This is a genomic window from Kitasatospora sp. NPDC022785, assembly GCF_055561295.1.
In genome coordinates this window covers 254,503-277,191 of the sequence record NZ_JBVHHB010000006.1, presented here as the reverse complement: position 1 = coordinate 277,191, position 22,689 = coordinate 254,503, and the positions used below count along the sequence as shown (strand labels likewise).

General features: G+C 73.9%; 23 protein-coding genes. 13 read left to right on the top strand and 10 right to left on the bottom strand.

Features of this window, described 5'->3' with window-relative positions; translation table 11 throughout:
• Positions 1-102: 102 nt before the first annotated feature.
• Positions 103-1,389: an MFS transporter gene (locus tag ACZ3YO_RS12980; protein ID WP_465568648.1), complete on the bottom strand. Its 1,287-nt coding sequence runs from the start codon at positions 1,387-1,389 to the stop codon at positions 103-105.
• Between the two features lie 133 nt (positions 1,390-1,522).
• On the opposite strand from ACZ3YO_RS12980, the gene ACZ3YO_RS12975 reads away from it, so the two are divergent.
• The 4 genes from ACZ3YO_RS12975 to ACZ3YO_RS12960 all read left to right on the top strand — a co-directional run bounded on the left by ACZ3YO_RS12975 (position 1,523) and on the right by ACZ3YO_RS12960 (position 5,047).
• The gene (locus tag ACZ3YO_RS12975; RefSeq protein WP_465568645.1) at positions 1,523-2,458 is read left to right on the top strand and encodes a LysR family transcriptional regulator; all 936 of its coding nucleotides are present in this window, start codon (positions 1,523-1,525) and stop codon (positions 2,456-2,458) included.
• 271 nt (positions 2,459-2,729) lie between these two features.
• Positions 2,730-3,290, top strand: a complete 561-nt coding sequence (locus ACZ3YO_RS12970) for a carboxymuconolactone decarboxylase family protein (protein ID WP_465568642.1) — start codon at positions 2,730-2,732, stop codon at positions 3,288-3,290.
• Positions 3,287-4,138 (top strand): RNA polymerase sigma-70 factor, encoded by an 852-nt coding sequence (locus ACZ3YO_RS12965; RefSeq protein ID WP_465568640.1) that lies wholly within the window; start codon positions 3,287-3,289, stop codon positions 4,136-4,138. The genes ACZ3YO_RS12970 and ACZ3YO_RS12965 overlap by 4 nt, the downstream gene beginning before the upstream one ends.
• Positions 4,139-4,366: 228 nt before the next feature.
• A complete protein-coding gene (locus tag ACZ3YO_RS12960; protein WP_465568637.1) occupies positions 4,367-5,047 on the top strand; it encodes a hypothetical protein in 681 nt (226 codons plus the stop codon).
• 178 nt (positions 5,048-5,225) lie between these two features.
• Here the strand turns inward: ACZ3YO_RS12960 and ACZ3YO_RS12955 are convergent, their stop codons facing one another.
• The gene (locus tag ACZ3YO_RS12955) at positions 5,226-5,498 is read right to left on the bottom strand and encodes a hypothetical protein (protein ID WP_465568634.1); all 273 of its coding nucleotides are present in this window, start codon (positions 5,496-5,498) and stop codon (positions 5,226-5,228) included.
• Positions 5,499-5,619: 121 nt separating this feature from the next.
• On the opposite strand from ACZ3YO_RS12955, the gene ACZ3YO_RS12950 reads away from it, so the two are divergent.
• The 3 genes from ACZ3YO_RS12950 (at position 5,620) to ACZ3YO_RS12940 (ending at position 8,825) form a co-directional block, all read left to right on the top strand.
• Positions 5,620-6,534, top strand: a complete 915-nt coding sequence (locus tag ACZ3YO_RS12950; protein ID WP_465568631.1) for a hypothetical protein — start codon at positions 5,620-5,622, stop codon at positions 6,532-6,534.
• A gap of 280 nt (positions 6,535-6,814) precedes the next feature.
• Positions 6,815-7,735, top strand: coding sequence for a class A beta-lactamase (gene bla, locus ACZ3YO_RS12945; RefSeq protein ID WP_465568628.1), 921 nt, complete (start codon positions 6,815-6,817; stop codon positions 7,733-7,735).
• Between the two features lie 178 nt (positions 7,736-7,913).
• Entirely contained in the window at positions 7,914-8,825 is a 912-nt protein-coding gene (locus tag ACZ3YO_RS12940) for a glutaminase (protein WP_465568847.1), read from the top strand.
• 75 nt (positions 8,826-8,900) lie between these two features.
• Here the strand turns inward: ACZ3YO_RS12940 and ACZ3YO_RS12935 are convergent, their stop codons facing one another.
• Positions 8,901-9,857 (bottom strand): GlxA family transcriptional regulator, encoded by a 957-nt coding sequence (locus ACZ3YO_RS12935; protein ID WP_465568625.1) that lies wholly within the window; start codon positions 9,855-9,857, stop codon positions 8,901-8,903.
• An 80-nt stretch (positions 9,858-9,937) separates the two neighbouring features.
• Between ACZ3YO_RS12935 and ACZ3YO_RS12930 the strand changes: the two genes are divergently transcribed.
• A complete protein-coding gene (locus ACZ3YO_RS12930; protein WP_465568845.1) occupies positions 9,938-10,873 on the top strand; it encodes an NADP-dependent oxidoreductase in 936 nt (311 codons plus the stop codon).
• 64 nt (positions 10,874-10,937) lie between these two features.
• Here the strand turns inward: ACZ3YO_RS12930 and ACZ3YO_RS12925 are convergent, their stop codons facing one another.
• On the bottom strand, positions 10,938-11,117 hold the full coding sequence (locus ACZ3YO_RS12925) for a hypothetical protein (RefSeq protein ID WP_465568622.1): 180 nt from the start codon (positions 11,115-11,117) through the stop codon (positions 10,938-10,940).
• 151 nt (positions 11,118-11,268) lie between these two features.
• Here ACZ3YO_RS12925 and ACZ3YO_RS12920 point away from each other — a divergent pair, with 151 nt between their 5' ends.
• The 3 genes from ACZ3YO_RS12920 to ACZ3YO_RS12910 all read left to right on the top strand — a co-directional run bounded on the left by ACZ3YO_RS12920 (position 11,269) and on the right by ACZ3YO_RS12910 (position 12,803).
• Complete coding sequence (locus ACZ3YO_RS12920) at positions 11,269-11,646, top strand: hypothetical protein (protein ID WP_465568620.1); 378 nt, start codon at positions 11,269-11,271, stop codon at positions 11,644-11,646.
• A 226-nt stretch (positions 11,647-11,872) separates the two neighbouring features.
• Positions 11,873-12,517, top strand: a complete 645-nt coding sequence (locus ACZ3YO_RS12915) for an FMN-dependent NADH-azoreductase (RefSeq protein WP_465568618.1) — start codon at positions 11,873-11,875, stop codon at positions 12,515-12,517.
• Between the two features lie 121 nt (positions 12,518-12,638).
• On the top strand, positions 12,639-12,803 hold the full coding sequence (locus ACZ3YO_RS12910; RefSeq protein WP_465568615.1) for a hypothetical protein: 165 nt from the start codon (positions 12,639-12,641) through the stop codon (positions 12,801-12,803).
• A 177-nt stretch (positions 12,804-12,980) separates the two neighbouring features.
• On the opposite strand, the gene ACZ3YO_RS12905 is transcribed toward ACZ3YO_RS12910, so the two are convergent.
• The 4 genes from ACZ3YO_RS12905 to ACZ3YO_RS12890 form a co-directional block, all read right to left on the bottom strand.
• The gene (locus ACZ3YO_RS12905; RefSeq protein ID WP_465568613.1) at positions 12,981-14,444 is read right to left on the bottom strand and encodes a SufS family cysteine desulfurase; all 1,464 of its coding nucleotides are present in this window, start codon (positions 14,442-14,444) and stop codon (positions 12,981-12,983) included.
• A complete protein-coding gene (locus ACZ3YO_RS12900; RefSeq protein WP_465568611.1) occupies positions 14,431-15,849 on the bottom strand; it encodes a family 2B encapsulin nanocompartment shell protein in 1,419 nt (472 codons plus the stop codon). The genes ACZ3YO_RS12905 and ACZ3YO_RS12900 overlap by 14 nt, the downstream gene beginning before the upstream one ends.
• Positions 15,850-16,171: 322 nt before the next feature.
• Positions 16,172-17,356: a CapA family protein gene (locus tag ACZ3YO_RS12895; RefSeq protein ID WP_465568844.1), complete on the bottom strand. Its 1,185-nt coding sequence runs from the start codon at positions 17,354-17,356 to the stop codon at positions 16,172-16,174.
• Between the two features lie 143 nt (positions 17,357-17,499).
• Positions 17,500-18,072 carry a histone deacetylase gene (locus tag ACZ3YO_RS12890; protein ID WP_465568842.1) on the bottom strand — a complete coding sequence of 191 codons (573 nt, stop codon included), beginning with the start codon at positions 18,070-18,072 and terminating at the stop codon, positions 17,500-17,502.
• 236 nt (positions 18,073-18,308) lie between these two features.
• On the opposite strand from ACZ3YO_RS12890, the gene ACZ3YO_RS12885 reads away from it, so the two are divergent.
• Positions 18,309-19,223 carry an aminoglycoside phosphotransferase family protein gene (locus ACZ3YO_RS12885; RefSeq protein ID WP_465568609.1) on the top strand — a complete coding sequence of 305 codons (915 nt, stop codon included), beginning with the start codon at positions 18,309-18,311 and terminating at the stop codon, positions 19,221-19,223.
• Positions 19,224-19,262: 39 nt separating this feature from the next.
• Here ACZ3YO_RS12885 and ACZ3YO_RS12880 read toward each other — a convergent pair whose 3' ends face one another.
• A complete protein-coding gene (locus ACZ3YO_RS12880) occupies positions 19,263-20,516 on the bottom strand; it encodes an alpha/beta hydrolase (RefSeq protein WP_465568607.1) in 1,254 nt (417 codons plus the stop codon).
• Positions 20,517-20,619: 103 nt separating this feature from the next.
• Here ACZ3YO_RS12880 and ACZ3YO_RS12875 point away from each other — a divergent pair, with 103 nt between their 5' ends.
• Complete coding sequence (locus ACZ3YO_RS12875; RefSeq protein ID WP_465568605.1) at positions 20,620-21,195, top strand: TetR/AcrR family transcriptional regulator; 576 nt, start codon at positions 20,620-20,622, stop codon at positions 21,193-21,195.
• A gap of 22 nt (positions 21,196-21,217) precedes the next feature.
• Here the strand turns inward: ACZ3YO_RS12875 and ACZ3YO_RS12870 are convergent, their stop codons facing one another.
• Positions 21,218-22,648 (bottom strand): cytochrome P450, encoded by a 1,431-nt coding sequence (locus ACZ3YO_RS12870; protein ID WP_465568602.1) that lies wholly within the window; start codon positions 22,646-22,648, stop codon positions 21,218-21,220.
• Between the last annotated feature and the right edge of the window lie 41 nt (positions 22,649-22,689).

Here is a 22,689-nt window from a genome sequence, read left to right as displayed (position 1 = left end):
CCGAGGTCGCCGGATCCGCTCCCGCCGCGGTCGCCGCGGCGGTGGCGGCGGCGACCACCCGGATCCGGGCCGGCGTTGGCCCGGGGCCGCGAATCCGGCCCGTCAGGCGCGGCTCGGTGCCGGCTCCGGCTCCGCCTCGGGCTCCGGCCCGGCGAGGAGCACCGCCGCGCGGCGGGGGAGCAGCAGGGGGGTCGCCAACAGGAGCACGCCGGCCAGTCCGATGGCCGTGCGGGGGCCGAGCAGGGCGCCCAGTACGCCCCAGAGGGCCGTCAGGAGCGCGGTCGAGGCCTTGGTCGTCACCGCCCAGGCGGACAGCGTGCGGGTGACCCGGTCGGTGGCGGTGCGTTGGAGGCGGTAGGTGGCGTGGACAGGGTTGAAGACCGCGCAGCAGAAGATGAGCCCGAACTCGACCCCCGTCACCAGCAGCAGTCCTGCGGTGCCCGGCCCCAGGAAGGCCAGGCCGACGGGCCAGAGGGCGCGCAGCGCGCCGAACACGACCAGGACCTGGTGCTGCCCGAACCGGGTGGCGAGCGGTCGGGCCAGCCGCGAGCCGAGCAGGCCGCCGATCGAGGGTGCGGCGAAGGCGAGGCCGTACTGCCACGGTGCGAATCCGAGTGGGCCGAGCATCAGGACGGCCAGCAGCGGCTCGGTGGCCATCACCAGGCCGTTGAACAGGGCGGTGTTGAGGAGCAGCGCGCGCAGCGTTGCGTCGGCGAGGATGTACCGCCAACCGTCGAGCAGCTCCCCGGGCCGCATGCGGGCGGCCTCCCGGCGCGCGGGCCGCGGCTCGTGCCCGCCCGTCGCGCGGATGCCCAGGGCGGAGAGCAGGTAGCTGACCGCGTCGGCCGCCACGGTCGCCACCGGGCCGAGGAGCCCGATGGCGGCGCCGCCGAGCGGCGGTCCGATGATGGTGCTCGTCCAGGCCGTGGACTCGAACCGGGCGTTTGCGACGAGCAGGTCCTCGGCCGGCAGCAGCGCCTTGAGATATGCCCCGGAGGCGGCACGGAAGGTGATGTCGGCCGCCGCGACGACGACCGAGACCAGGAGGAGCTGGAGGAAGGTGAGGACACCGAGGGCGAACGCGGCGGGGATCGTCAGCAGCGCCGCGAACCGCACCAGGTCCATCGCGATCAGCACCGGCCGCTTGCGGCGGAACTCCACCCACGGGCCGAGCGGCACCGCCACGACCGCGCCCACCGCCGCCCCCACGCAGGAGAGCGCGGCGACCTCGGCCGGCCCGGCGTGCAACACCCGGACGGCGATCAGCGGGAGGGCGCCGAAGGCGAGCCACGTGCCGAGCGCGCTGGTCCCGTAGGCTCCCCAGAGCCACCCGAACTGCCGCCCCAGGCGATGTCCGGGAGCACGTCCCGGCCCGTCCCCGCTCCTCATGCCCGACGCCCCTCGCCACTCACTCGCACAACCGATCCGCGATCGGAAGCATCAAAGCGAGCACCGTGCCCTGGGATCAAACAACCACAGGGCCGACAGCCACAACCTACGGTTGTACCCGTAGGGTGTCGACATGGACCTCGACACCGTCCGGACCTTCGTCGCCGCCGCCGACGCGGGGCAGTTCCAGGAGGCCGCCGCCGAGCTGGCGGTCACCCAGCAGGCCGTCTCCAAGCGAATCGCCGCGCTGGAGCGCAACCTCGGCGTGCGACTGTTCACCCGCACGGCCCGCGGCGCCGAGCTCACCATCGACGGGCAGGCGTTCCTGCCCCACGCGCGCGAGCTGCTGCGCGTCGCCGAGCGCGCGGCCGCGTCCGTACGCACCGGCCACCGGGCGCTGCGCGTCGACGTGATCACCTCGCGCAGCGCGCAGTCGGGCCTGATGCGCGGTTTCCACCGCGCGTACCCCGACATCGAGCTCGACGTGGTGATGCTGTTCGACATCGAGACGGCCGTCGCGGCCATCCGGTCCGGTGCGATCGACGCCTCCTTCCGCGCCGTCGCCGCACCCGGCCGGCCCCTCCCCGAGGACATCGAGTCCGTCCGGGTGCTCGACGAGCCGCTCCAACTCCTCACCGGCCCCGCCCACGCGCTGGCGGGCGCCCGGTCGGTGACCCTCGCCCAGCTCACCGGGCACCGGATCTGGATGCCCGGCATCGTCCCCGGTACCGAGTGGACCGCCTACTACGACGACCTCGTCGCCGAGTTCGGCCTCACCATCGAGGCGACCGGCCCCAACTTCGGCTCCGACGCACTCCTCGACACCATCGCCGACACCCCGGCCCTGGCCACCTTCATGGGCGAGCACACCCGCCTCATCTGGCCCGCCGACCACGGCCTGCGCCGCATCCCGGTGACCGACCCGACGCCCGTCTACCCCCACTCGCTGCTCTGGCACCGCGACAACCCCCACCCGGCGCTGACCACCCTGCGCACCCACCTCACCGCCACCGCGGCCGGCCACGACGCCGCCGGGACCTGGACACCCGGCTGGGTGGTTCCACGCTGAACAACGCCGCGTCCGCGACCATCCGGGTAGGGTCGGGTCACCGGCGCCCGGTGGCACTTGGCCGGTGGCCGGTGGCCGGCGACCGACCGACCTCGGTGCCCGTGACCTGGACCGGTGACCTTCGTGTCCGGCCCGGTCGTGGGGCCTGTCAGCCTGCGACCACCCGATGACGCCGCCGAGACCGTCCGGCGACAGGACGCCGATGTCACATCCTCGGCGGCTGTCCTGTCCTACCTCCAGAGACGTCCGTCCGGAAGCCTGGAGGCCCGACATGACCGCCCGCATCTCACTCACGCCGCCGCGTACCCTGCTGAACCGCATCGGGGCCTGGTACTCCCGGCGGATGTACGGAAAGGTGCTCGACCCCGGGCTCGCGGTCGGCCACAACCGGAAGGTCCTGCTCACGTACGTCAAGACGGAGCGCTCCGTCGCCAAGTGGAACGCGCTCGAATCGGCCCTGAGGCATCTCGCCGTGATGGCCGCCGCGGCCCGGATCAACTGCTCCTGGTGCATGGACTTCGGCCAGTGGGAGGCCGGCGAGCTCGGCCTGCCGCTCGACAAGGTCTCCCAGGTGCCGCAGTGGCGCGACCACCGCGAGGCCTTCACCGAGCTGGAACTCCAGGTCATGGAGTACGCCGAGGCGATGACGGAGACCGAGCCCCGCGTCACCGACGGGCTCGCTGAGGCGCTGCTCCAACAGCTGGGCGAGGCCGCCTTCGTGGAACTCACCGCCATGGTCGCCCTGGAGAACTGGCGCTCCCGGATGAACAGCGCCTTCGGCCTGACCAGCCAGGGATTCTCCGAGGCTTGTGCGGTACCGTCGCGTCCGTGATCGAGATCGCCGCCTTCGAACAGCACCGACCGATGCTCTTCGGCATCGCCTACCGGATGCTCGGCAGCGTCGCGGACGCCGAGGACCTGGTCCAGGACACCTGGCTGCGCTGCAGTCAGGTGTCCGGGCCGGTCGCCAACCAGGGCGGCTACCTGGCCCGTACGATCACCAACCTCGCGCTCAACCGGTTGAGTTCGGCTGCCGTCAAGCGTGAGCAGTACGTCGGCCCCTGGCTGCCCGAACCGCTGGTCACCGTGCCGGACGCCACCGGGGACGTGGAGTTGGCCGAGTCGGTCTCGCTCGCCATGCTGGTGGTTCTGGAGAGCCTCTCACCGCTGGAGCGGGCCGTCTTCGTGCTCAAGGAGGTCTTCGGCTTCTCGCATCGGGAGATCGCCGAGGCGCTCGACCGCACCGAGGCCTCGGTGCGCCAGGTCGGCTCCCGAGCCAAGGCGCACGTCCAGGCACGTCGGCCACGCTACGAGACCCCGGCCGAGGTGACGCGCCGGGTCACCGACGAGTTTCTCGCCGCGTGCCTCGGAGGCGACCTGAACCGCATGCTGGACCTGCTCGCCCCCGACGTCACCGCCTGGAACGACGGCGGCGGCAAGGTCAGAGCGGCCCTGCGCCCGCTGCACGGCGCCGAGAACGTGGCCCGCTTCCTCGCGGCCGTGCTCGCGCAGCCGATGGAGGCCCCGCGCTTCGTGGCCGTCGACGTCAACGGCCGGCCGGGCCTGCTGATCACCACGGCCGGACGGCCGGACAGCGTCTCCTGCGTGGAGGTCGAGAATGGCCGGATCACCGAGATCCGGGTCATCCGCAACCCCGACAAGCTCCGCCACCTGTCCTGACCCACCGCCACGGATGCTGTGCGGCGACGACCGAACGGGCACGGGATCCGCGCCGGCCGACCGCACCGCCCGGGTCACCCGCCTCCTCCCTGCCCGGCCGGCTGACGGCGATCTACCCACCTGGCGCCCGGGGGTCGCTCCCGGCGGTGACGCGGGCTGGCGGGCTGGCGGACGGGCTGGCGGAAGGGCTGGGGGCTGGGTGTCAGTGGCATCCGATTGGATGAGCAGGTGACTGTCTATGACGTGGCTCGCCGGCTCCCCTCCATCGCCGACCTGCGGGACCACTGCCGCTCGCTGGCGATGCTCGATGCGATCCTGAGCCCGGACTGGGAAGACCGGTACTACTCCTTCAACGCCGGCTGGGCCGAGGGCGAGGAGATGGCCTCGATGCGTAACGGGTCGGGGGACGAGTACTCCATCGTGTTCTCGGTGGCCGGGGCCCTTGTCCGTGGCTTCGACCACGAAGCGCCGATGAGCCCGTACGGCAACGGTGACGAGCCCTGGCCGGGAGTGATCGACGATGTCCCGGAGGTCTTCGGGCCCTTCGTCGAGGAGCCGGCGTTCACCGACGAGGATGACGTGCCGGCTGTGACGGTTTGCCTGTGGCGGGGGGCGACGGACGATCGGTGGCAGCACGGCGTGATCGACTTCCCTCCCGGCCACCCCGACCCCGACGGGGCGACGGCCCTGTTCGAGCTCCTGGTCGACCGCTCGCCGGAGGCGTTCCAGCGCTGGGCCGAGGACTACTACGAGGTTCCCGTGGACCTGGGAGCGGTGCGCGACGTGTACGCCCTGCGGCCGCCGAACGAGAAGCTCGTGTCCTCACTGAACGCGGAGGTCACCCTCGCGGACCTGGCCGAGGACATCGCAGAGATCGGCTACCCGTGGCCGGACCGGGACGCGATCTGAGCTCCGACCGCTGACGCGTCGGGGGAGTCCGGTTGGACGGAGCCGCAGCTGGTCGCCCGGTCACGTCGAGGCAGCCGCCGGACCGGTCGATGGCCGGGTCGGCGTCGTCCGGGGTGAGTCCACGCTGCGCGGCGACGGAGGGCAGGACGCCCGGACCGGCAGGAGGTGCGCGTGGACCTCAGGACGTGTGGAGGACACTGTCGCAGGCCGGACAGACCTGCCCTTGCCACGCGGGTGGGTACCAGGTCGTGCCGGGTCGATCAGCCCGGTACGGGTCCCTCCGCATCCGGCCGGTGGCCAGACCGCAGAACGTGAAGTCCTCGGGCTCCCCGGGCGCGGAGGGGTCGGCCGGTGCCGCATGTACGGCGCGCACGCGCTCGACGAATTCCGTGGTGTCACCCATGGTGGAGGCGCGGACGAGCTCGGGTTCGAGTAGGACGACGATGCTCATTGCTCCACCTTCACGCCGGAGGCGGCGGAGCGCACCCGCTGGTGGGCGACTGACGCATCCTCACGCACACACCCCGCCCCAGGTCACCGCCTGTCGGACGGTGCACATAGGGTCGGGTCACATGAAGTTCTTCCGTTCCAAGGCCACGCCCCAGCACGACCCGCACCTCCCCGCCCTGACGACCGACCAGGCCGAGTACCTGCGCGACCTCGTCCACCGGCACCACGCCGGCGATCCGCGGATCACCGTCGCCGGTGACGCCGTGCACGCGCCGCAGGGCACGCGTGCCCTCCACAACCTCGCCGAGCTGTGCCGGCGCGCCGATCCGCGCGAGTGGCCCCGGTTGGTGGAGCACCACTTCCGCGCCCTCGACGGCGCCGAGGCGGCGACCCCGCAGGGCTCCGAGCAGATCCTCCGCTCGGCCTACCTGCGCCTGCTGCCGGAGGACGCCTTCCCGCCGGAGGCTGCGCCCTCGTTCAGCTATGTGCGCCCCGTCGCGCCCGGGTTGCAGGAGGCGCTCGCGCTGGACCTGCCGGAGGCCGTGCGGCTGCTCGACGACCGGTCGGTGGCCGAGGTGGGTCTGGAGGCGCTGCGCGCGGCCGGGCGCGCCAACCTGGTCCGGGAGCCGGTCGAGTACGACGTGGCCCAGGGCCAGGGCGGCGCGGCACTGCACATCGTGTCCGGCGAGTCGATGTTCGTCGCCAGCAAGGCCCTCGTCCTGGATGACGTGGCCCGTGCGGTGACCGGGCGTGACCTGCCCGAGGACGGCGCGCTGTTCACCGTGCCGAGCCGGCACTACCTGGTCTTCCACCCGCTGGCCGGCCGCCAGGCGGTCGAGGCGGTCAACGACCTCGCCGCCTTCGGCCTCGGTGCCCACCAGGACAACCCGGGCCCGCTCTCGCCCCGGCTCTACTGGTGGCGCAAGGGCACCGTGACCTCGCTGACCCACATCGACGACGCGACCCGCTCGTTCTCGATCGCCCCGCCGGAGGAGCTGATGGCGATCCTGCGCCGTCTGCACGACACCGGCGCCTGACGGCCCGTCGCCCCGGGGGCCCGGTGGTCCTGGTGGACCCGCCGGCCCTGGCGTGCCGGTGTCCTCGGTGGACGGCACGCTCTCGTCTCCACGGCAGCACCGGCCGGGGCCGGGGCCGGGTCGCCCGGGGCGGACCGGCGGCCGGTCCGCCCGTGGTCTCGCGTCGGCGGAGCGGGCGCCTTCCTCACGCGTTCGTATGCAGGACGGGCCGGCGTGGAACCTCTTCGTCCCCCGTCGCGTGTTGATCATTGTTGCGACCGTTGGAGACAAGGAGACGACGATGGAGACCACCGTGGCACGTCCGTCCCGCCGCGCGGTGCTGGCCGCCGGCGCCGGGGCAGTTCTGGCCGGCGGCCTGCTTTCGGGCGGGCGGGCTCACGCCGCAACGCCGGCGAGCGGGGCGATCACCCGCGAGCTGGCCGCGCTGGAGCGTGAACACGCTGCCCGGCTCGGGGTGTTCGCCCGGAACACGGCCACGGGCGCGACGGTGCTGTACCGCGCGGACGAGTCGTTCCCGATGTGCTCGGTGTTCAAGACCCTCGCGGTTGCGGCGGTGCTGCGGGACCTCGACCGGGACGGCGAGTTCCTCGCCAAGCGGATCCGCTACACCGAGCAGGACGTGACGGATTCGGGCTACGGCCCGGAGACGGGAACGGAGGCGAACCTCGCCAACGGCATGACCGTCGAGGAGCTGTGCGCGGCCGCCGTCAGCCTGAGCGACAACGCCGCCGCCAACCTCCTCCTCCGTGAGCTGGGCGGCCCCACGGCCGTCACCCGGTTCTGCCGCTCGGTCGGGGACGGACGGACGCGGCTCGACCGCTGGGAGCCCGGGCTCAACTCGGCGGAGCCGTGGCGCACGACCGACACCACCAGCCCCCGCGCCATCGGGTCGACGTACGCGCGCCTCCTGGTCGGAGACGCGCTCCCGCCCCGGGACCGTGCGCGCCTGACCGGCTGGCTGACGGCCAACACGACCAACACCGCGCGGTTCCGGGCCGGTCTGCCGAAGGACTGGACGTTGGCGGACAAGACCGGCACCGCGAGTTCGTACGGCGTGGCGAACGACGTGGGTGTCGTCTGGCCCCCGGCCGGGCCGCCGATCGCGCTGGCGGTGCTGACCACCACCCACGCGGCCGCCGGTCCCAGTGACAACCTGCTCGTCGAGCAGACGGCCCGGCTGCTCGCGCCGGCGCTCACCTGACACCTGCGCTCGCCTGACGGCGGTGCCCGGCTGACGCCCGCGCTCACCTGACGGCCGGCCGGTACGGCGGGGCCGGTGCTCTGGTCGGCCGCCCCCTCCGGGCCGGTGCCCCCGGCCGGCCCGGACCCGGCTTTGACCCGGGCCACCGGGGGTGGACCACAATGGCGGCGTGAACGATGTGGACTACCAGGTGTTGTTGCAGGACGCGATGGAGGCTGCCCGGCAGGCGCCGGAGCGCGGACGGGTCGCCGACTACATCCCGGCGCTCGCGAAAGCCGACCCGACGGCCTTCGGGATGGCGATCGCCACCGTGGACGGCGAGGTGTACGGGGCGGGGGACTGGCAGCACCCGTTCTCGATCCAGTCGGTGTCGAAGCTCTTCACCCTCGCCCTGGCACTGGCGGAGGGCGGCGACGGCCTCTGGGCGGGTGTCGGCCGCGAGCCCTCCGGCAATCCCTTCAACTCGCTGGTGCAGCTGGAGTCCGAGCACGGGATCCCGCGCAACCCGTTCATCAACGCGGGGGCGCTGGTCGTGACGGACCGGCTGCTGAAGCTGACCGGCGACGCGGTGGGTTCGGTCCGCGAGTTCCTGCGTGCGGAGTCCGGCAACCCGGCGGTCGCGGTGGACGACTCGGTGGCCTCCTCCGAGGCCCAGCACGGCCACCGCAACGCCGCCATGGCCCACTTCATGGCCAGCTACGGCAACCTGCGCAACCCGGTGGACAGCGTCCTCGCGCACTACTACGCGCACTGCGCGGTCGAGGCGAGCTGCCGTGACCTCGCCCTGGCCGGGCTCTTCCTCGCCCGCCACGGCATAAGGGCCGACGGCTCCCGGCTGCTGTCGCGCAGCGAGGCCAAGCGGATCAACGCCGTGCTGCTCACCTGCGGGACGTACGACGCGGCCGGGGAGTTCGCCTACCGGGTGGGGCTGCCGGGCAAGAGCGGCGTGGGTGGGGGCGTGCTGGCGGTGCTGCCGGGCCGGGGCACGGTCTGCGTCTGGAGCCCGGGCCTGGACACCGCTGGGAACTCGGTGCTCGGCGTCGCGGCCCTGGACGCGCTCACCACGGCGACGGGCTGGTCGGTGTTCTGACGCCCGTCATGACTGGTCGGTGGTCTGACGCCGCCCGGGCCCGCGGCCTGCCCGAGCAGGGAGGAGGGTCCGGCGTCAGCTCCGGAAGGTCCGCCGGTACGCCCCCGGCGGGACGCCGATCGCAGTGTGGAGGTGTTGCCGGAGGGAGGCGCCGGTGCCGAAGCCGACGCGTTCGGCGATCCGGTCGACCGTCAGGTCGCTGGTCTCCAGAAGGTGCCGGGCCAGGTCGACGCGCTGCTGGGTCAGCCACTGCCCCGGGCTGAGCCCGACCTCGGCCCGGAAGCGCCGGGTGAAGGTGCGCCGGCTCATGCCCGCGTGGTCGGCGAGGTCGCCCAGTCGGAGCGGCTCGTGGAGCCGGTCGAGCGCCCAGGCACGGGTGGCGGAGGTCCCGGTGTCGGTGCCGGCCGGCACCGGCCGCTCCACGTACTGCGCCTGGCCGCCCTCGCGCTGCGGCGGGACGACGCAGCGCCGGGCGACCTGGTTGGCGGTGGCGCTGCCGTGGTCGGCCCGGATCAGGTGCAGGATCAGGTCGATGCCGGCGGCCGCGCCGGCCGAGGTCAGGATGCGCCCGGTGTCGACGAAGAGGACGTCGGGGGCGAGGTCGACCTGGGGGTAGTGCCGCCGGAAGTGGTCGGCGTGGTGCCAGTGGGTGGCCGCGGCGCGCCCGTCGAGCAGGCCGGCGGCGGCGAGTAGGAAGGTGGCGATGCAGATGCCCGCGATCCGGGTGTCCGGGCGCAGCAGCGCCAGCGCCTCGGCGGCGCCGCGGGGCAGGGACTTCCGGTCGGTGATTCCGGCGAACTCCTCGGACGCCGGCACGACCACGGTGTCGGCCTCGGCCAGGACGGAGCAGTCGCGCTCGACGGTGATGGAGAAGTCGGCGGCGGTGCGGACCGGCCGGCCGTCCAGCGAGCAGGTGACCACCTCGTAGAGGCGCTGCCCGGCGGAGTCCGTGGCGGTCCCGAAGAGCCGGGAGGCGAGGCTCAGCTCGAACGGGATGACCCCGTCGAGGGCCAGGACGACAACGCGATGCATGGCCCAATCCTTGCACATGGTGACCTCCGGGCCGCTATTCGCGCAGGTGGGGCCCGGGACATCCTTGATTCATGACAACGATGAAGGCCATTTCCCAGGACACCCTCGGCGGCACCGACGTACTGCGTGAGGTCGAGATCGCCCGCCCGGTGCCCGGCCCCTCCGAGGTGCTCGTCCGCGTCCACGCGGCGGGCATGAACCCGACCGACTGGAAGCACCGCCGGTTGACCGGCTTCCTCGGCACCTTCCCGCTGGTGCTCGGCTGGGACGTCTCCGGCGTGGTCGAGGCCGCCGGCCCCGGCGTCACGATCCACCGGCCCGGCGACGAGGTCTTCGGCATGTTGCCCTACCCGTACGGTGTCGGCTCGTTCGCCGAGTACGTGGTGGCGCCGGCCCGTGCCATGGTGCGCAAGCCGGCCGGGATCGACCACGTCCAGGCCGGCGCGATTCCGCTGGCCGCCCTCACCGCCTGGCAGGTCCTGACGGACGCGGCCGACGTCCGGCCCGGCCAGCGGGTTCTGATCCACGCCGCGGCGGGCGGCGTGGGCCACTTCGCCGTACAGATCGCCAAGGCGCGCGGCGCGTACGTGATCGGCACGGCCAGCGCCCCCAAGCACGCGCTGCTGCGCGAGCTGGGCGCGGACGAGGTGATCGACTACCGGACGGAGGACTTCACCACGATCGACCCGGTCGACCTGGTCTTCGACACCCTCGGCGGCGAGACCGTGAGCCGCTCCCTCGTCACCCTCAAGCCGGGCGGCCAGCTGGTGACGATCGCGATCTCCTCGATGCCCGCCGACCTCTCCGAGCAGGCCGCCGCCCGGGGCGTGCGGGCGTACCCGCTGCTGGTGGAGGCCGACCAGGCCGGCATGCAGGCGATCGCCGACCTGGTCACCGAAGGCCGGCTGCGGGCCGTGGTCGAGGCCGTCTTCCCGCTCGCCCAGGCCGCCAAGGGCCACGAGCTGGGCGACACCGGCCGGGTGACCGGCAAGGTCGTGCTGACCGTCGCCGAGTAGGCACGGGTGCGGCCGTCCCGCCCGCCGCGGGCAGGACGGCCGCCGTGCCGCGTCGTCCCCGGGGCTACCGCACGACGATGGCGAAGTGCGCGGTGTTGTCGGCCGGGGTCGGGTCGCCGGGGAGGTCGGCCTGCACCGTCCCGTCGAGCGTCATCGGGTCCGTCCCGGAGGCGATGCCGAGCCGGACGTCGGCGGTGGCTGTGCCGCCGGCAGTCCACCCGTACGAGGGGCCGCCGAGTGCCACGTCCCGAGGGCGCCCGACGAGAATGGCTCGCGACGAGAATGGCGCCGACGAAAATGGCTCGCGACGAGAAGGGCTCGTGCCGAGAAAGGCTCGCGCCGAGCCGCCAGGGCCGTGCTCCTCGCAGCGCGGCGGGAGCGAGGGGGAGCCGACCGTGGGATCCAGCTTTTACGTCTGCGTCGACCCGCGGGAGGCCGGCGGCGCCTGGTCGTTCACCCGCGCACAGCTGGAGGCGTCACTGACGGCGCGCTGGCCGGACGCGTCGGTGGCCGACTTCGCGGAGGACTGGGCCGAGATCCGGGTCGAGGTGGAGCCGGGCCGGTGGGCGGAGCTCTCCTACCACCTGCGGAGCCGGGTGTTCTCCTTCGAGGACCGCGAGCCCTGGTCGGCCCCGCTCACCGTCCTGCACACCGTGCTGCGCGAACTCGCGCCGGACGTCCCGGCGGTGTGGTGGCCGGACTTCGACGCGGTGCCGCAGCCCTTCGACCTCTCCGCCGACCTGCGGGCGATGATCGAGGGCTTCGGCGCGTAGCGGCCGTCGGCGGGTGAGGCCCGGAACGACGCCGGTCCGGGCTCAGGTCGACGTCCCGGGCCCGGGCCGGCGTCGCGGGCAAGGGTCGACGTCCCGGGCCTGCATCGACGTCCCGGGCTTGCGTTTACGTCGGCGTCAATCTCTACGGTCGTCCACACGGAACGCCGCCGCCGCTGTCGGCGGTACTGCTCCGATCCGATCCCGCCGGTACCCCGAGGACACCGCCATGCCATCACCGCTGCCTTCGCTCCTGCACCTCGACGCGAGCATCCGCCGGACCGGGTCCGCGTCCCGGGAGTTGTCCGCCCACTTCGCCGCGGAGTGGCGCCGGCACCACCCGGAGGGCGGCTACGTCTACCGTGACCTGGCCGCCGAGCCGGTCCCGCACATCACGCACGCCGTCCGCGAGGCCCTGCTCGACCCGAGCGGCGACCACGGCGAGCCCCCGCAGGAGCGGGCTCTGACCGAGGCCTTGACCGCCGAGGTGCGTGAGGCGACCGCACTGGTCATCGGCGTGCCGATGTACAACTACTCGATCCCGTCGACGGTCAAGGCCTGGTTGGACCGGCTCGTCACCCCGGCCCACATGGTGGCCCCCGGTGGCGCCCCCGGGCCGCTGGCCGGGAAGTCGGTGGTGGTGGTTTCGGCCCGCGGCGGCTCGTACGCGCCGGGTACGCCCCGGGAGGGGTGGGACCACCAGGAGCCCTACCTGCGGGCCGTCCTCGGCTCGATCGGCCTCGCGGACGATCTGAGCTTCGTGCACGCCGAGCTGACCATGGCTGCGGTCGTGCCGCAGATGGCGGCCCTCAGGCCGCTGGCCGAGAAGTCCCTGGCGGCGGCGTACGAGACCCTCGGGGGCCTGGCCCGCTGACCGGGCGGCCCGGCCGGGGCGCCTCAGCCCTGCGGGACGCAGTCGAGCACGGGCGGCGCACACGAGCCGAGCGCCGCCGCTGGGGGCTCGGGTGTTTGGGCGGGGCGGCGGCCCGGCACCGGTGCGGTACACGACCCTCTGGTCGGCCTGCGACGAGCAGATCACCCGACCGGAGAGCACCCGCCTGACCGGGGCCGTCAACGTCCGGCTCGGCTGCCTCAAGCACAACGACCTCCTGAGCGACGCGGCGGTCGCGTCCCGCGTGCGCGAGGCCCTGACGTCCTGACAGGCGCCGGCCGAGCGGTGTCGAACCCGCGGCGGCCCACAGTCCACGGCGAACCCGTCCGCCCCCGCGGCGAACCCGTCCGCCCCCGCGCTTCGCCTCCAAGCACGCAGGAAGGGGGTGTCCGGCACCGGTGGTGACGACCGCCGATGCCGGACACCCCCTTCCCGGCGCCCCGACCTACTCCGCCGGGGCCGCCTGGATGCCCTGGAGGGCGGACACCAGGGCATCGACGTCCTGCACGGTGTTGTAGAGGGCCAACGAGGCCCGTACCGCGCTCTGCAGGCCGAAGGCGGCCAGTGCCGGCTGCGCGCAGTGGTGCCCGGCGCGCACCGCGATGCCCTGCTGGTCGAGCGCCCCGGCGAGGGCGGTCGGGTCGGTGCCGGGGAGGAGGAAGGTCAGCACGCCGATCTTCCCCGGCGCGTCGCCGATCAGCCGGAGCCCGGGAACGGCCGCCAGCGCACCCATGGCGTACGCGGTGAGCTGCTCCTCGTACGCGGTGGCGGCCGGACGGTCCAGCCCGGCCAGGTACCGCAGGGCCGCCCGCAGCCCGGCGACCCCGGCGATGTGGCCGGTGCCCGCCTCCAGCCGGTGCGGGACGGGGGCGTAGGAGGTCTCCTCGAAGCTCACCGAGTCGATCATGTTGCCGCCGCCCTGCCACGGAGGCATGGCTTCCAGTAGCTCGCGCTTGCCGTAGAGCACACCGATGCCGGTCGGGGCGAAGATCTTGTGCCCCGAGAAGGCGTAGAAGTCGGCGTCCAGCGCGGTGACGTCCACCGGGAAGTGACTCACCGCCTGCGCGCCGTCCACCAGGACGCGGGCGCCGTACCGGTGTGCCAGTGCGGTCATCTCGGCCACCGGTGGGACCGTCCCCAGCACGTTCGAGGCGTGGGTGAGCGCGACGAGCTTCGTCCGCGAGCCGAGCAGGTCCCGGTAGGCGTCCTGGTCCAGCTGCCCGTCGGGGAGCAGCGGGATGGGCCGGATCCGGGCCCGGCGCTCCTTGGCGATCAGCTGCCAGGGCACCAGGTTGGAGTGGTGCTCGGCCGCCGAGACCAGGATCTCGTCACCCACACCCAGGTTGGCCCGGCCCCAGGACTGCGCCACCAGGTTGACGGCCTCGGTGGTGCCCCGGACGAACACGATCTCGCCGGCGTCCTGCGTGCCGAGCAGCCTGGCGGCCTCCTCGCGGCCCTCCTCGTAGACCTGGGTGGCCTGCTGGGCGAGGGTGTGCGCGCCGCGGTGGACGTTGGAGGTGCCCATCGAGTAGTGCTCGGCGACCGCCTCGGTCACCTGGCGCGGCTTGAGTGTGGTGGCCCCGTTGTCGAGCCAGACCAGCGGGCGGCCGTTCACCTCCCGGTGCAGCTGGGGGAAGTCCCGCCGGACGGCCTCGACGTCGAACCCGCCCGGTGTCACGGCCGGCGGCGCGGGGAGCGGGGTGGCGGGAGCGGCAGGGGCCGCCGGACCGGGCTGGGGAGGCAGCCAGTACCGGGGACCGCCCGCCGCGTGGGCGAGGGCCGCGGGCAGCGGGACCTGGCCCGGTACCAGGCCACCCGGTACCAGGCCGGTCGGGCGGTCGGTGCCGGCCGGAGGCCGGCTCACCCCGGCGAGCCCGGTGCCGCGGCCGTATCCGTCAGGAGTAGTCATGGTAGTTCGACACCTCGACGTTCTGGAGCACGGCGATGGCGTCGTCCACCAGCGGGGCGGCCGAGAAGTAGCTGGTCACCAGGTACGAGGTGATGGCCCGCCGGTCGACGCCCATCGCCCGCACCGAGAGGCCCGGTTCGACCTCGTCCGGGACCTTCGACGGGCGCAGGCCCACCACGCCCTGGCGGTCCTCGCCGACCCGCATCAGCAGGATGTTGGTGGTGCCGGGCGCCGAGCTGGCCGAGCCCTTCAGATCGAGCTTGTCGGAGGGCAGCAGCGGCACGCCGCGCCAGGTCAGGAACGGGCTGCCGAAGAGCTCCACGATCTGCGGCGGCACCCCGCGCCGGGTGCACTCACGCCCGAACGCGGCGATCGCCCGCGGGTTGGCGAGGAAGAACGCCGGCTGCTTCCAGACCCGGGCGAGCAGCTCGTCCATGTCGTCCGGGGTCGGCGCGCCCGTGCGGGTGCGCACGCGCTGGTTCGGCACGACGTTGTTGAGCAGCCCGTACTCGGGGTGGTTGAGCATCTCCCACTCCTGGCGCTCGCGGAGCGCCTCGGTGGTGAGCCGCAGCTGCGCCTGGACCTGGTCGATCGTGGAGTTGTAGACGTCCGAGACCCGGGTGTGCACCTTGAGGACGGTCTGCGCGATGCTCAGCTCGTACTCGCGGGGGGCCTCCTCGTAGTCCACGAAGGTCTCCGGCAGGTACGGCTCGCCGGAGTGGCCCGAGGTGAGGTCGATCGGGTGCTCGCGGTCGGCGGGCTCCCGGCCGTCGGCGCTGAAGGCGTCCAGCTGGGCGCGCAACGAGGGCTCGCGGTCGGCGAGTTCGATGAGCATCCGGCGGTCGAGGGAGAGGACGGTGCACGCGCTGACCGCCTTGACCCGGTAGGGCATCGGCGTGCCCTCGGCCCAGGCGGTGGCGTCGAAGAAGTCGCCGTCGCCGAGGACGGTCAGCAGGGCGTCCGAGCCGTACTCCCCGGTGGCGCGCTTCTCGGCGCGCCCGAACGCGATGATGTGCAACTGCTCGCCGGGGGTGCCGGTCTCGACGATCATCTCGCCGGGTGCGACCTCGCGCTCCACGAACCCGTTGGCGAGGGCGGCGAGCAGGGGGCTGTCCACCTGGCTGAGGAAGGGCAGCTCGCGCAGGTCCTCGGCGATCACCCGGGAGGCGCCGTCGCCGTCGACGTAGGTGCTGATCATCCCGTTGCCGAGGATGAAGCCCCGGCGGCGGTTGACCCGGTAGACGCCCGCCTCCAGGTCCACCCAGGGCATGGCGCGCAGCAGGTAGCGGGGGGTGATCCCGAGCATCTGCGGCGCGGTCTTGGTGGTGGTGGCCAGGTTCCTGGCGGAGGAGGTGCTGAGACTCTGCCGGCTCGGCTGACTCTGCTGAACGGTCTCGGTCGTCATCGCTGTTCCCTGTTCTGGTTCGGGAGAACTGAATGGGCGTCAGACCCATTGCGGGACACGGCAGATCGGGCCTTCGCCGACCGCCGCGACGATTGTTCCGGCCGCGCCGAGGTGGCGTGAGCGTGTTCGATGAGGGCCAGATGGTTCCGGTGCAGAACATCGGCTGTGGGCCGTCGGCAAACTCACTCGAACGGATGAACCTATCCATAAGTCGGTGTGAGATGTTCGAAAGTCGGACTTTGAGGTCGCCGTGTGCAGGGGGAGCGACACGGGAGCCGGTGGCGTCGTCGGGCCCCCGGCGACCGCGAGGCGACCGGGCCGCTCAGGGCGCCATGGTCAGCCCGGCGGAGGCGCCGCCTCGGCTGAGCACGACCGAGCGGATGTGGTCCAGGGCCTGCGCGAAGTCGGGGCGGCCGGGGTTCCGGCGGACCGCCTCGGCGAGGTCGAGCACCCGGTACGGCGGGCCGAGGTCCGTCAACTGCGGGATGAACTCGGCCTTGCTGACGGTCCATCGCTGTCCCGGCAGGGCCGGCGGGGAGAAGGTGAACCGCGCGATCGAGCTCCAGTTGCCGCGCGGATCCTCCGCCCCGGAGTGGTTGAACATGTGTCCGGCGAGCTGGTCGCCCATGCCGTAGACCGTCCAGGTGCCGTTGATCTTCTCGTACGCCTGCGGGATGTGCGCGTGGGTGCCGAGGACCAGGTCGACCTGGGGACCGCCGTCACCCTGCTCGGCGGCCAGCTCACGGGCGAGCGTGAGCTGCTGCGCGTCCGGCTCGTCCTGCCACTCGGTGCCCCAGTGGACGCTGACCACGACGATGTCGGCGCCGGCGGCCCGGGCGGCCCGCGCGTCCGCGAGGATCCGGTCCCGGTCGATGAGGTTGACCGCCCACGGACGCCCCTTCGGCAGCGCGATGCCGTTGGTGCCGTACGTGTAGGCGAGCTGGGCCACCGTCGCCCCGCCCGCCGTGAGCAGCGCGGGCCTGCCGGCCTCGTCCTCGCTGCGCGCGGACCCGGTGTGCTTCAGCCCCACGGCGTCCATCGCGTCGAGCGTCCGCCGGATGCCGTCGGGGCCGTCGTCCAGCGTGTGGTTGGAGGCGGTGTCGCAGGACGTGTAGCCGACGTCCTTGAGGGCCCGCGCGACCTGCGGGGGCGACTTGAACGACGGGTAGCCGGTGAAGGGGCCGCCCTCGGCGCCGTACACGGTCTCCATGTGGCAGATGGCCAGGTCCGCCGTACCGACGACGGCCTTGACGCCGGCGAGCATCCGGCCGAAGTCGTACCCGTCACCCCCGGCGTCCTCCTCGGCCTGCCGGATGATCTCGCTGTGCGGCAGGACGTCCCCGCTGGCGACCAGCGTGAACGCCCGCGGCCCGGCCGGGGAGCCCGCGTCCACCGGCGATGACGACGGCGGCGCGGTCGGCCGCACGGCCGGGCCGCTGCACCCGGCGACGGTCAGGAGCAGCGCGACCGCTGCGGCGAAGGTCTCACGGCGAGGCAGGCGGCGCATCATCGGCTCGTCTCACGATCGGAGGAGTTGGCGGCACCTCCGACTATGCGAGTGCCCGCCCGGCCGGCCCGGAGCCCACACCCCGACGTCACCCGATGGGGCACCCCGCACGCGCCTCGGCGGGCATTCGGCCCTGCCTGCCACTACAGCTCCCGCAGGAGCTCCGCGGAACTCCAGTGCCCGGCCGCCCCGGGGCGGCTGCTCAGGTAGTCGGCCGCCCGCCCGAGGCCCCAGCCGTGGGCCTCGGCCAGGCCGGCGGCGAGGTTGCGCAGATAGGCGGCGCGCGGAACGTTCAGCTCGGCGTCCGGAAGGCCCCACGGAGCGGTGAACGTCAGGACCGGCACACCGTCCAGGGCACCGGGACACACCAGCGTCTCGTACCGGCCCGGCCCGAGCCGCTCCCGCCCCGCGCCGAGCACTCCGTCCAGCGCGAGATCCGCCCCCGGCTCCCGGTACATCTCCTGCGCCGCGATGTCACTGAACTGCCCCACGGTGAGCAGATAGGCGCGCGCGGGAATCTCGCCCGCCTGGGCGGGATCGTAGAAGCCCATGCCGCCGCCCCAGACCGCTGACTCCAGCGCGAAGTACAGCGCCCCGGGCAGCATCACCGGCACGGCCCGCTCCGGCGGCCCGCCGTCCCGGCACCCCGGATAGGTGCGGGCCCCACCCGGCGGCCGACCGCCCCGCAGGTAGCAGTCCAGCCGCCCGGCATGCATGTTCGAGCCGTACGCCGCGTACCAGACCTGCTCCGCAGTCCTGCTGACACCCCGTCGGATCTCCTCCACAACCAGCGACGGTACCCAACGGGCCGCCGCCCCGCCCGCAGTCCGTGCCCGGTCCTCGGCCGTCGGTCTCCGCGGCCACGCCGACCGGTACCGGCCCCGCCGGGGCCGGGTACCCCGGCCACGGCCGCACCGCTGCGGGGCGGTCGGCGGCGCTATCGTCTCCTCTCATGACCCATACCGAGACCGAGGTCACCGCCCAGTTGGTCCGGGAGCTGCTGCGCGACCAGCACCCCGACCTGGCCGACCGCCCCCTGAGGTTCGGTGCGCGCGGCTGGGACAGCCAGATGTGGCGGCTCGGCGACGACCTCGCCGTCCGGCTGCCCTGGGCGACGCGGTCCGCGGACGCGCTGCTGCGCAAGGAACACGCCTGGCTGCCCGTCCTCGCCCCGCACCTTCCTCTCCAGGTCCCCGTCCCGCAGCGCCTCGGCGAGCCCTCCGAGCGGTTCCCGCGCCCCTGGATCGTCACCACCTGGGTGCCGGGGGAACCCGCCGACCGTGCCCCCGCCACGCGCGCCGAGGAATCCGCCGACACCCTGGCCGCCTTCCTGACGGCCCTCCACCGGCCGGCCCCCGAAGGGGCGCCCGCGGGCCGTGGCCGCGGAGGGCCGCTGTCCGACTGCGCCGAAGGGTTCGCCGAGCAGCTCACCTCGGCCACCGAGCTGGGGCTGATCCCCGACCCGGACGCCGTCCGCGCGGTCTGGGAGGACGCCGCCGCCGCGCCCGACTGGGCGGGCCCGGCGCTGTGGCTCCACGGCGATCTGCACCCGGCCAACGTCCTCACCGCGGGCGGCACCCTCTGCGGCGTGATCGACTTCGGCGACCTCTGTGCGGGCGATCCGGCCTGCGACCTCGCCGCCCCTTGGACACTGCTGCCGGACGGCGCCGCCGACCGGTTCCACGACGCCTACCGGCCGGTCGCCGACGCCGCCACCCTGCGCCGCGCCCGCGGCTGGGCGGTGCAGCGCGCCCTCGGCGGCATCCTCATCGGAGAGGCCGGCGTCCGCGGCCGCCCCGGCGGCAAGCCCACCTGGGGCCCGCCCGCCCACGCCGCGCTGCGACGCCTCGTCGCCACGGCCGGCTGAACGAGCGGGAGCGGCAGGCACCGTGCCCGCCGGGGCCGGTCACGGGGACGGCCGGGTCGAGGCTGCAGGGGAACCGCTCCCAGGCGCGCGCCTCCCCCGGGCGACCGCCGGGCAGGGCGGTTCCGCCGCCCGCCCGGTCGAGAGCACCCACGCGGCGAAGGCCTCGACGCCGTCCACCACCGCCTCGTAGCGCAGTGAGTGGAAGCGGTCGAAGGCGTGCTGGGCGCCGGGGAGTTCGGCGTACACCACGGGGCCCTCGGAGGCGGCCCGCAGGTCGGCGGTGAAGCGGCGGGCGACGGTGACGGGGACGACGGTGTCGAGGTCGCCGTGCACCAGCAGGAACGGCGGTGCGTCGGCGCGGACGTGAGCGGAGGGGGATGACTCGGGGCCCTGGCCGTAGTAGGGGCCGTAGTAGCCGTTGAGGCCGATGACGGCGGTGACGGAGGTGTCGGCGGTCTCGAAGCCGGGCTGGAGGGCCGGGTCGCCGGGGGTGAGGGCGGCCAGCGCCGCCATGTGCGCGCCCGCCGAGCTGCCCGCGACGAACAGGGTGGCCGGGGCGGCGCCGTACTCGTGGGCGTGGTCGCGGGTCCAGGCGATCACCCGCTTGAGGTCGATCAGGTGCTCGGGGTGCCGGACGTCGGGCCGCAGGCGGTAGTCGGCGCTCACACAGACCCAGCCGCGGCTCGCGAGACGGTGCAGCAGGGCCATGCTCTGGCTGCTCTTGCGGCCGCCGTGGTAGCCGCCGCCGTGCAGGTGGATCAGGACGGGAGCGCCGGCGGGCCGGGTGCGGTGGTGGTAGACGTCGAGCCGGTGCCGGCGGCCGGCGGGGCCGTACGGCAGGTTCGCGGCCCGGGCGACGCTGCGCGGGCGGCCGGGGAACGGGCGGAGCAGGATGCGCGCGAGCGGCCGGCCGTGGCCCAGGCCGGTGGCGGTGCCGGAGGCGATGTCGGGGGCGATGTCGGCCCGCCAGTCGTCGCCCAGGCCTTCGGTGAGGGCGTGTCCGATGACGGACCGGGCGCGCAGTCCGCGCCTGACGACGACCGCGAGGCCGGCGAGGGTGGCCGCGGCGACCGCCACGGCCGTCCACCCGGCGGGCTCGTGGATGTCGCCCTGGGCGAATGCGGTGGCGGTCCAGAGGATGATCCAGGCGAGGGCGACGATCGGCAACTCGCTGACGACGAGGCCGAGACGGAAGCTCAGGTAGGCGAGCGGCCGGGGCCGCCGCGCCGGCGCGAGGGCGAACAACGTGCCCGCGGCGACGGACGCCACGGTCACCAGGTAGCCGATGGGCACGGGACCACCCTCCGATCGGACCGGTCCACGGTTTCACCCCAGCGGCTCTACCTCACCCGTGGTACCACATCTGTAGTACCACGGATGGGGTAGTATCGGCAAGGTGAACACGGACCGACGTGACCGGCTGCGGGATGCGGCCATCGAGGTGCTGGCGGCGGCCGGCGGGCGGGGCCTGACCCATCGGGCTGTCGACGCCGCCGCGGGCGTCCCCGCGGGCACCACCAAGAACTACTTCCCCACCCGGGACGCGTTGCTCGCAGCCGTGGCCGAGCGGTGCGCGGAGCTGTACGGGGAGGTGCCCAGGCCCGCGCCCACGGACCGCGCGGCCCTGGCGGCGATGCTGCGCGCGCTGCTGGAGAACGTCGCCGGCCCGGGCCGCGCCCGCATGCTCGCCTACCTCGAACTGCGCGCCGAGGCCGCGCGCCGGCCCGGGCTGACGGCCGTTCTGGACGCGGTGTCCGCCGCGGACTTCACCGCCTTCGAGCACGCCCAGCGTGCCGCCGGCCTGCCGGTCACCCCGCAGCGGGCGGCCGCCGTCACGCTCTCCCTGCACGCGGCCGTCCCCCACCTGCTGGCGGGCGGGCCCGCGACGCTCGCCGCCGCGGGCCTGGACGACCTCGATCGCTTCACCCGGAGCCTGCTGGACACCGTCTACGGTCCGCCGCCCGCCGGTTGACCATGGCGGGCGGCGGCCGGCGTCAGCGGCGGAACACCCGGGTGAGCAGGTCCCACCAACTGCGCCGCTGCCGGGGGACGGTGGCGCCGACGACGGGCGGCGCAGCCGGCGGGGCGACGGGCGCCTCGGGCGGTGTCGTCCGGCGCACGGGTGCGGTGAGCTCCGGGTCCTCCGGGGCGATGGTCCGGGGGCTGAAGCTCACCGGCAGCTCGACCAGGTGGCGGGAGATCCACGCCGACGTCCACGTCAGCTCCTCCTCGGGGACGGCGAGTCCGAGGTCCGGCAGGCGGGTGAGGAGGATGTCGATGCTGCTCTCGGCGATGGCCCGGCCGATGTCCTGGCCGGGGCACTCGTGCGGGCCGGCGCCGAACGCGAGGTGGGAGCGGTTGCCGTGGAGGGGCGCGGCGAGGTCGGGGCGGACGACCGGGTCGACGTTGCCGGCGGCGAGGCCGAGCAGGAGCATGTCGCCCGTCCTGATCTGCTGGCCGCCGAGTTCGGTGTCGCCGGTGGCCCAGCGGCCCGCGACGAGGGACATCGGCGCGGAGTCCCAGAGGACCTGGTCCAGGGCGTCGGCCAGGGTCATGTGGCCGCCGGACAGGTGGGCGCGGAAGCGGCGGTCGGTGAGGACCATCTTGAGCGTGTCGGCGATCAGGTTGACGGTGGTCTCGTTGGCGGCCAGCAGGACGACCCGCAGGTGTTCCATCACCTCGTCGTCGGTGAGCCCGGCGCTGTGCTGGAGGAGGTAGGACACCAGGTCGGGCCCGGGGGAGAGCCGCTTGCGCTCCATGGTGCGGCGCAGCGTCGCCACGACGTAGTCGTTGCTGGCGATGGCCGTCTCGGTGCCCTTCATCAGGTCGCGGGCGGCGTCGACCAGGCGGGGGCCGTACTCGTCGGGCATGCCGAGCAGTTGGGTCATCACCAGCATCGGGAGGTGCTCGGCGAACTGGGAGATGAGCTCCGCCCGGCCGGTGGGCCCGAACTCGCGGATGAGCCGGTCGGCGGCGCGGGTGACGTGACGGCGGGTGCCGCGCCGGTCGAAGCGGTTGAGGCCGTCGGTGACGGCGCCCCGGAGGCGCTTGTGCTCGGCGCCGTCGGCGAAGACGCAGAGCGGCTGCCAGGCGATGACCGGCATCAGCGGGGAGTCGGGGGCGACGAGGCCCTCCCGGAACGCCGTCCAGCGGCGGGAGTCCCGGGAGAAGCGCGACGGGGTGCGCATGGCGATGAGGTTGGCGGAGTGGCCGAGGACCAGCCAGGCGGGGAGGTCGCCGTGCAGGAGGACGGGGGCCACTTCGCCGTGCTCGGCGCGTAGCTTCTCGTACAGGCCGGCCGGGTCGGCCTCGGCCTCCGGCCCGTAGATCCGCCGGAGTCCGTCGGCGCCGAGGCCGCCGGACTGGTGGGCGGGGCAGCCGGGCGGCGGCGTGGGGGAGGCGTCGTCGGTGAACGGGGAGGTCACGGTTTCTCCGGGGTGAGCGGGTGGCGGTGGTCGGGTGGGTG

Excerpts from the sequence above, each read along its gene's own strand:
- ACZ3YO_RS12915 (WP_465568618.1), top strand. The coding sequence starts at position 11,873 with ATGCCATCACCGCTGCCTTCGCTCCTGCACCTCGACGCGAGCATCCGC.
- ACZ3YO_RS12890 (WP_465568842.1), bottom strand. The coding sequence starts at position 18,072 with ATGCATGCCGGGCGGCTGGACTGCTACCTGCGGGGCGGTCGGCCGCCG.
- ACZ3YO_RS12930 (WP_465568845.1), top strand. The coding sequence starts at position 9,938 with ATGAAGGCCATTTCCCAGGACACCCTCGGCGGCACCGACGTACTGCGT.
- bla (WP_465568628.1), top strand. The coding sequence starts at position 6,815 with ATGGAGACCACCGTGGCACGTCCGTCCCGCCGCGCGGTGCTGGCCGCC.
- ACZ3YO_RS12885 (WP_465568609.1), top strand. The coding sequence starts at position 18,309 with ATGACCCATACCGAGACCGAGGTCACCGCCCAGTTGGTCCGGGAGCTG.
- ACZ3YO_RS12950 (WP_465568631.1), top strand. The coding sequence starts at position 5,620 with ATGAAGTTCTTCCGTTCCAAGGCCACGCCCCAGCACGACCCGCACCTC.
- ACZ3YO_RS12980 (WP_465568648.1), bottom strand. The coding sequence starts at position 1,389 with ATGAGGAGCGGGGACGGGCCGGGACGTGCTCCCGGACATCGCCTGGGG.
- ACZ3YO_RS12905 (WP_465568613.1), bottom strand. The coding sequence starts at position 14,444 with ATGACTACTCCTGACGGATACGGCCGCGGCACCGGGCTCGCCGGGGTG.
- ACZ3YO_RS12970 (WP_465568642.1), top strand. The coding sequence starts at position 2,730 with ATGACCGCCCGCATCTCACTCACGCCGCCGCGTACCCTGCTGAACCGC.
- ACZ3YO_RS12955 (WP_465568634.1), bottom strand. The coding sequence starts at position 5,498 with ATGAGCATCGTCGTCCTACTCGAACCCGAGCTCGTCCGCGCCTCCACC.
- ACZ3YO_RS12900 (WP_465568611.1), bottom strand. The coding sequence starts at position 15,849 with ATGACGACCGAGACCGTTCAGCAGAGTCAGCCGAGCCGGCAGAGTCTC.
- ACZ3YO_RS12935 (WP_465568625.1), bottom strand. The coding sequence starts at position 9,857 with ATGCATCGCGTTGTCGTCCTGGCCCTCGACGGGGTCATCCCGTTCGAG.
- ACZ3YO_RS12895 (WP_465568844.1), bottom strand. The coding sequence starts at position 17,356 with ATGCGCCGCCTGCCTCGCCGTGAGACCTTCGCCGCAGCGGTCGCGCTG.
- ACZ3YO_RS12975 (WP_465568645.1), top strand. The coding sequence starts at position 1,523 with ATGGACCTCGACACCGTCCGGACCTTCGTCGCCGCCGCCGACGCGGGG.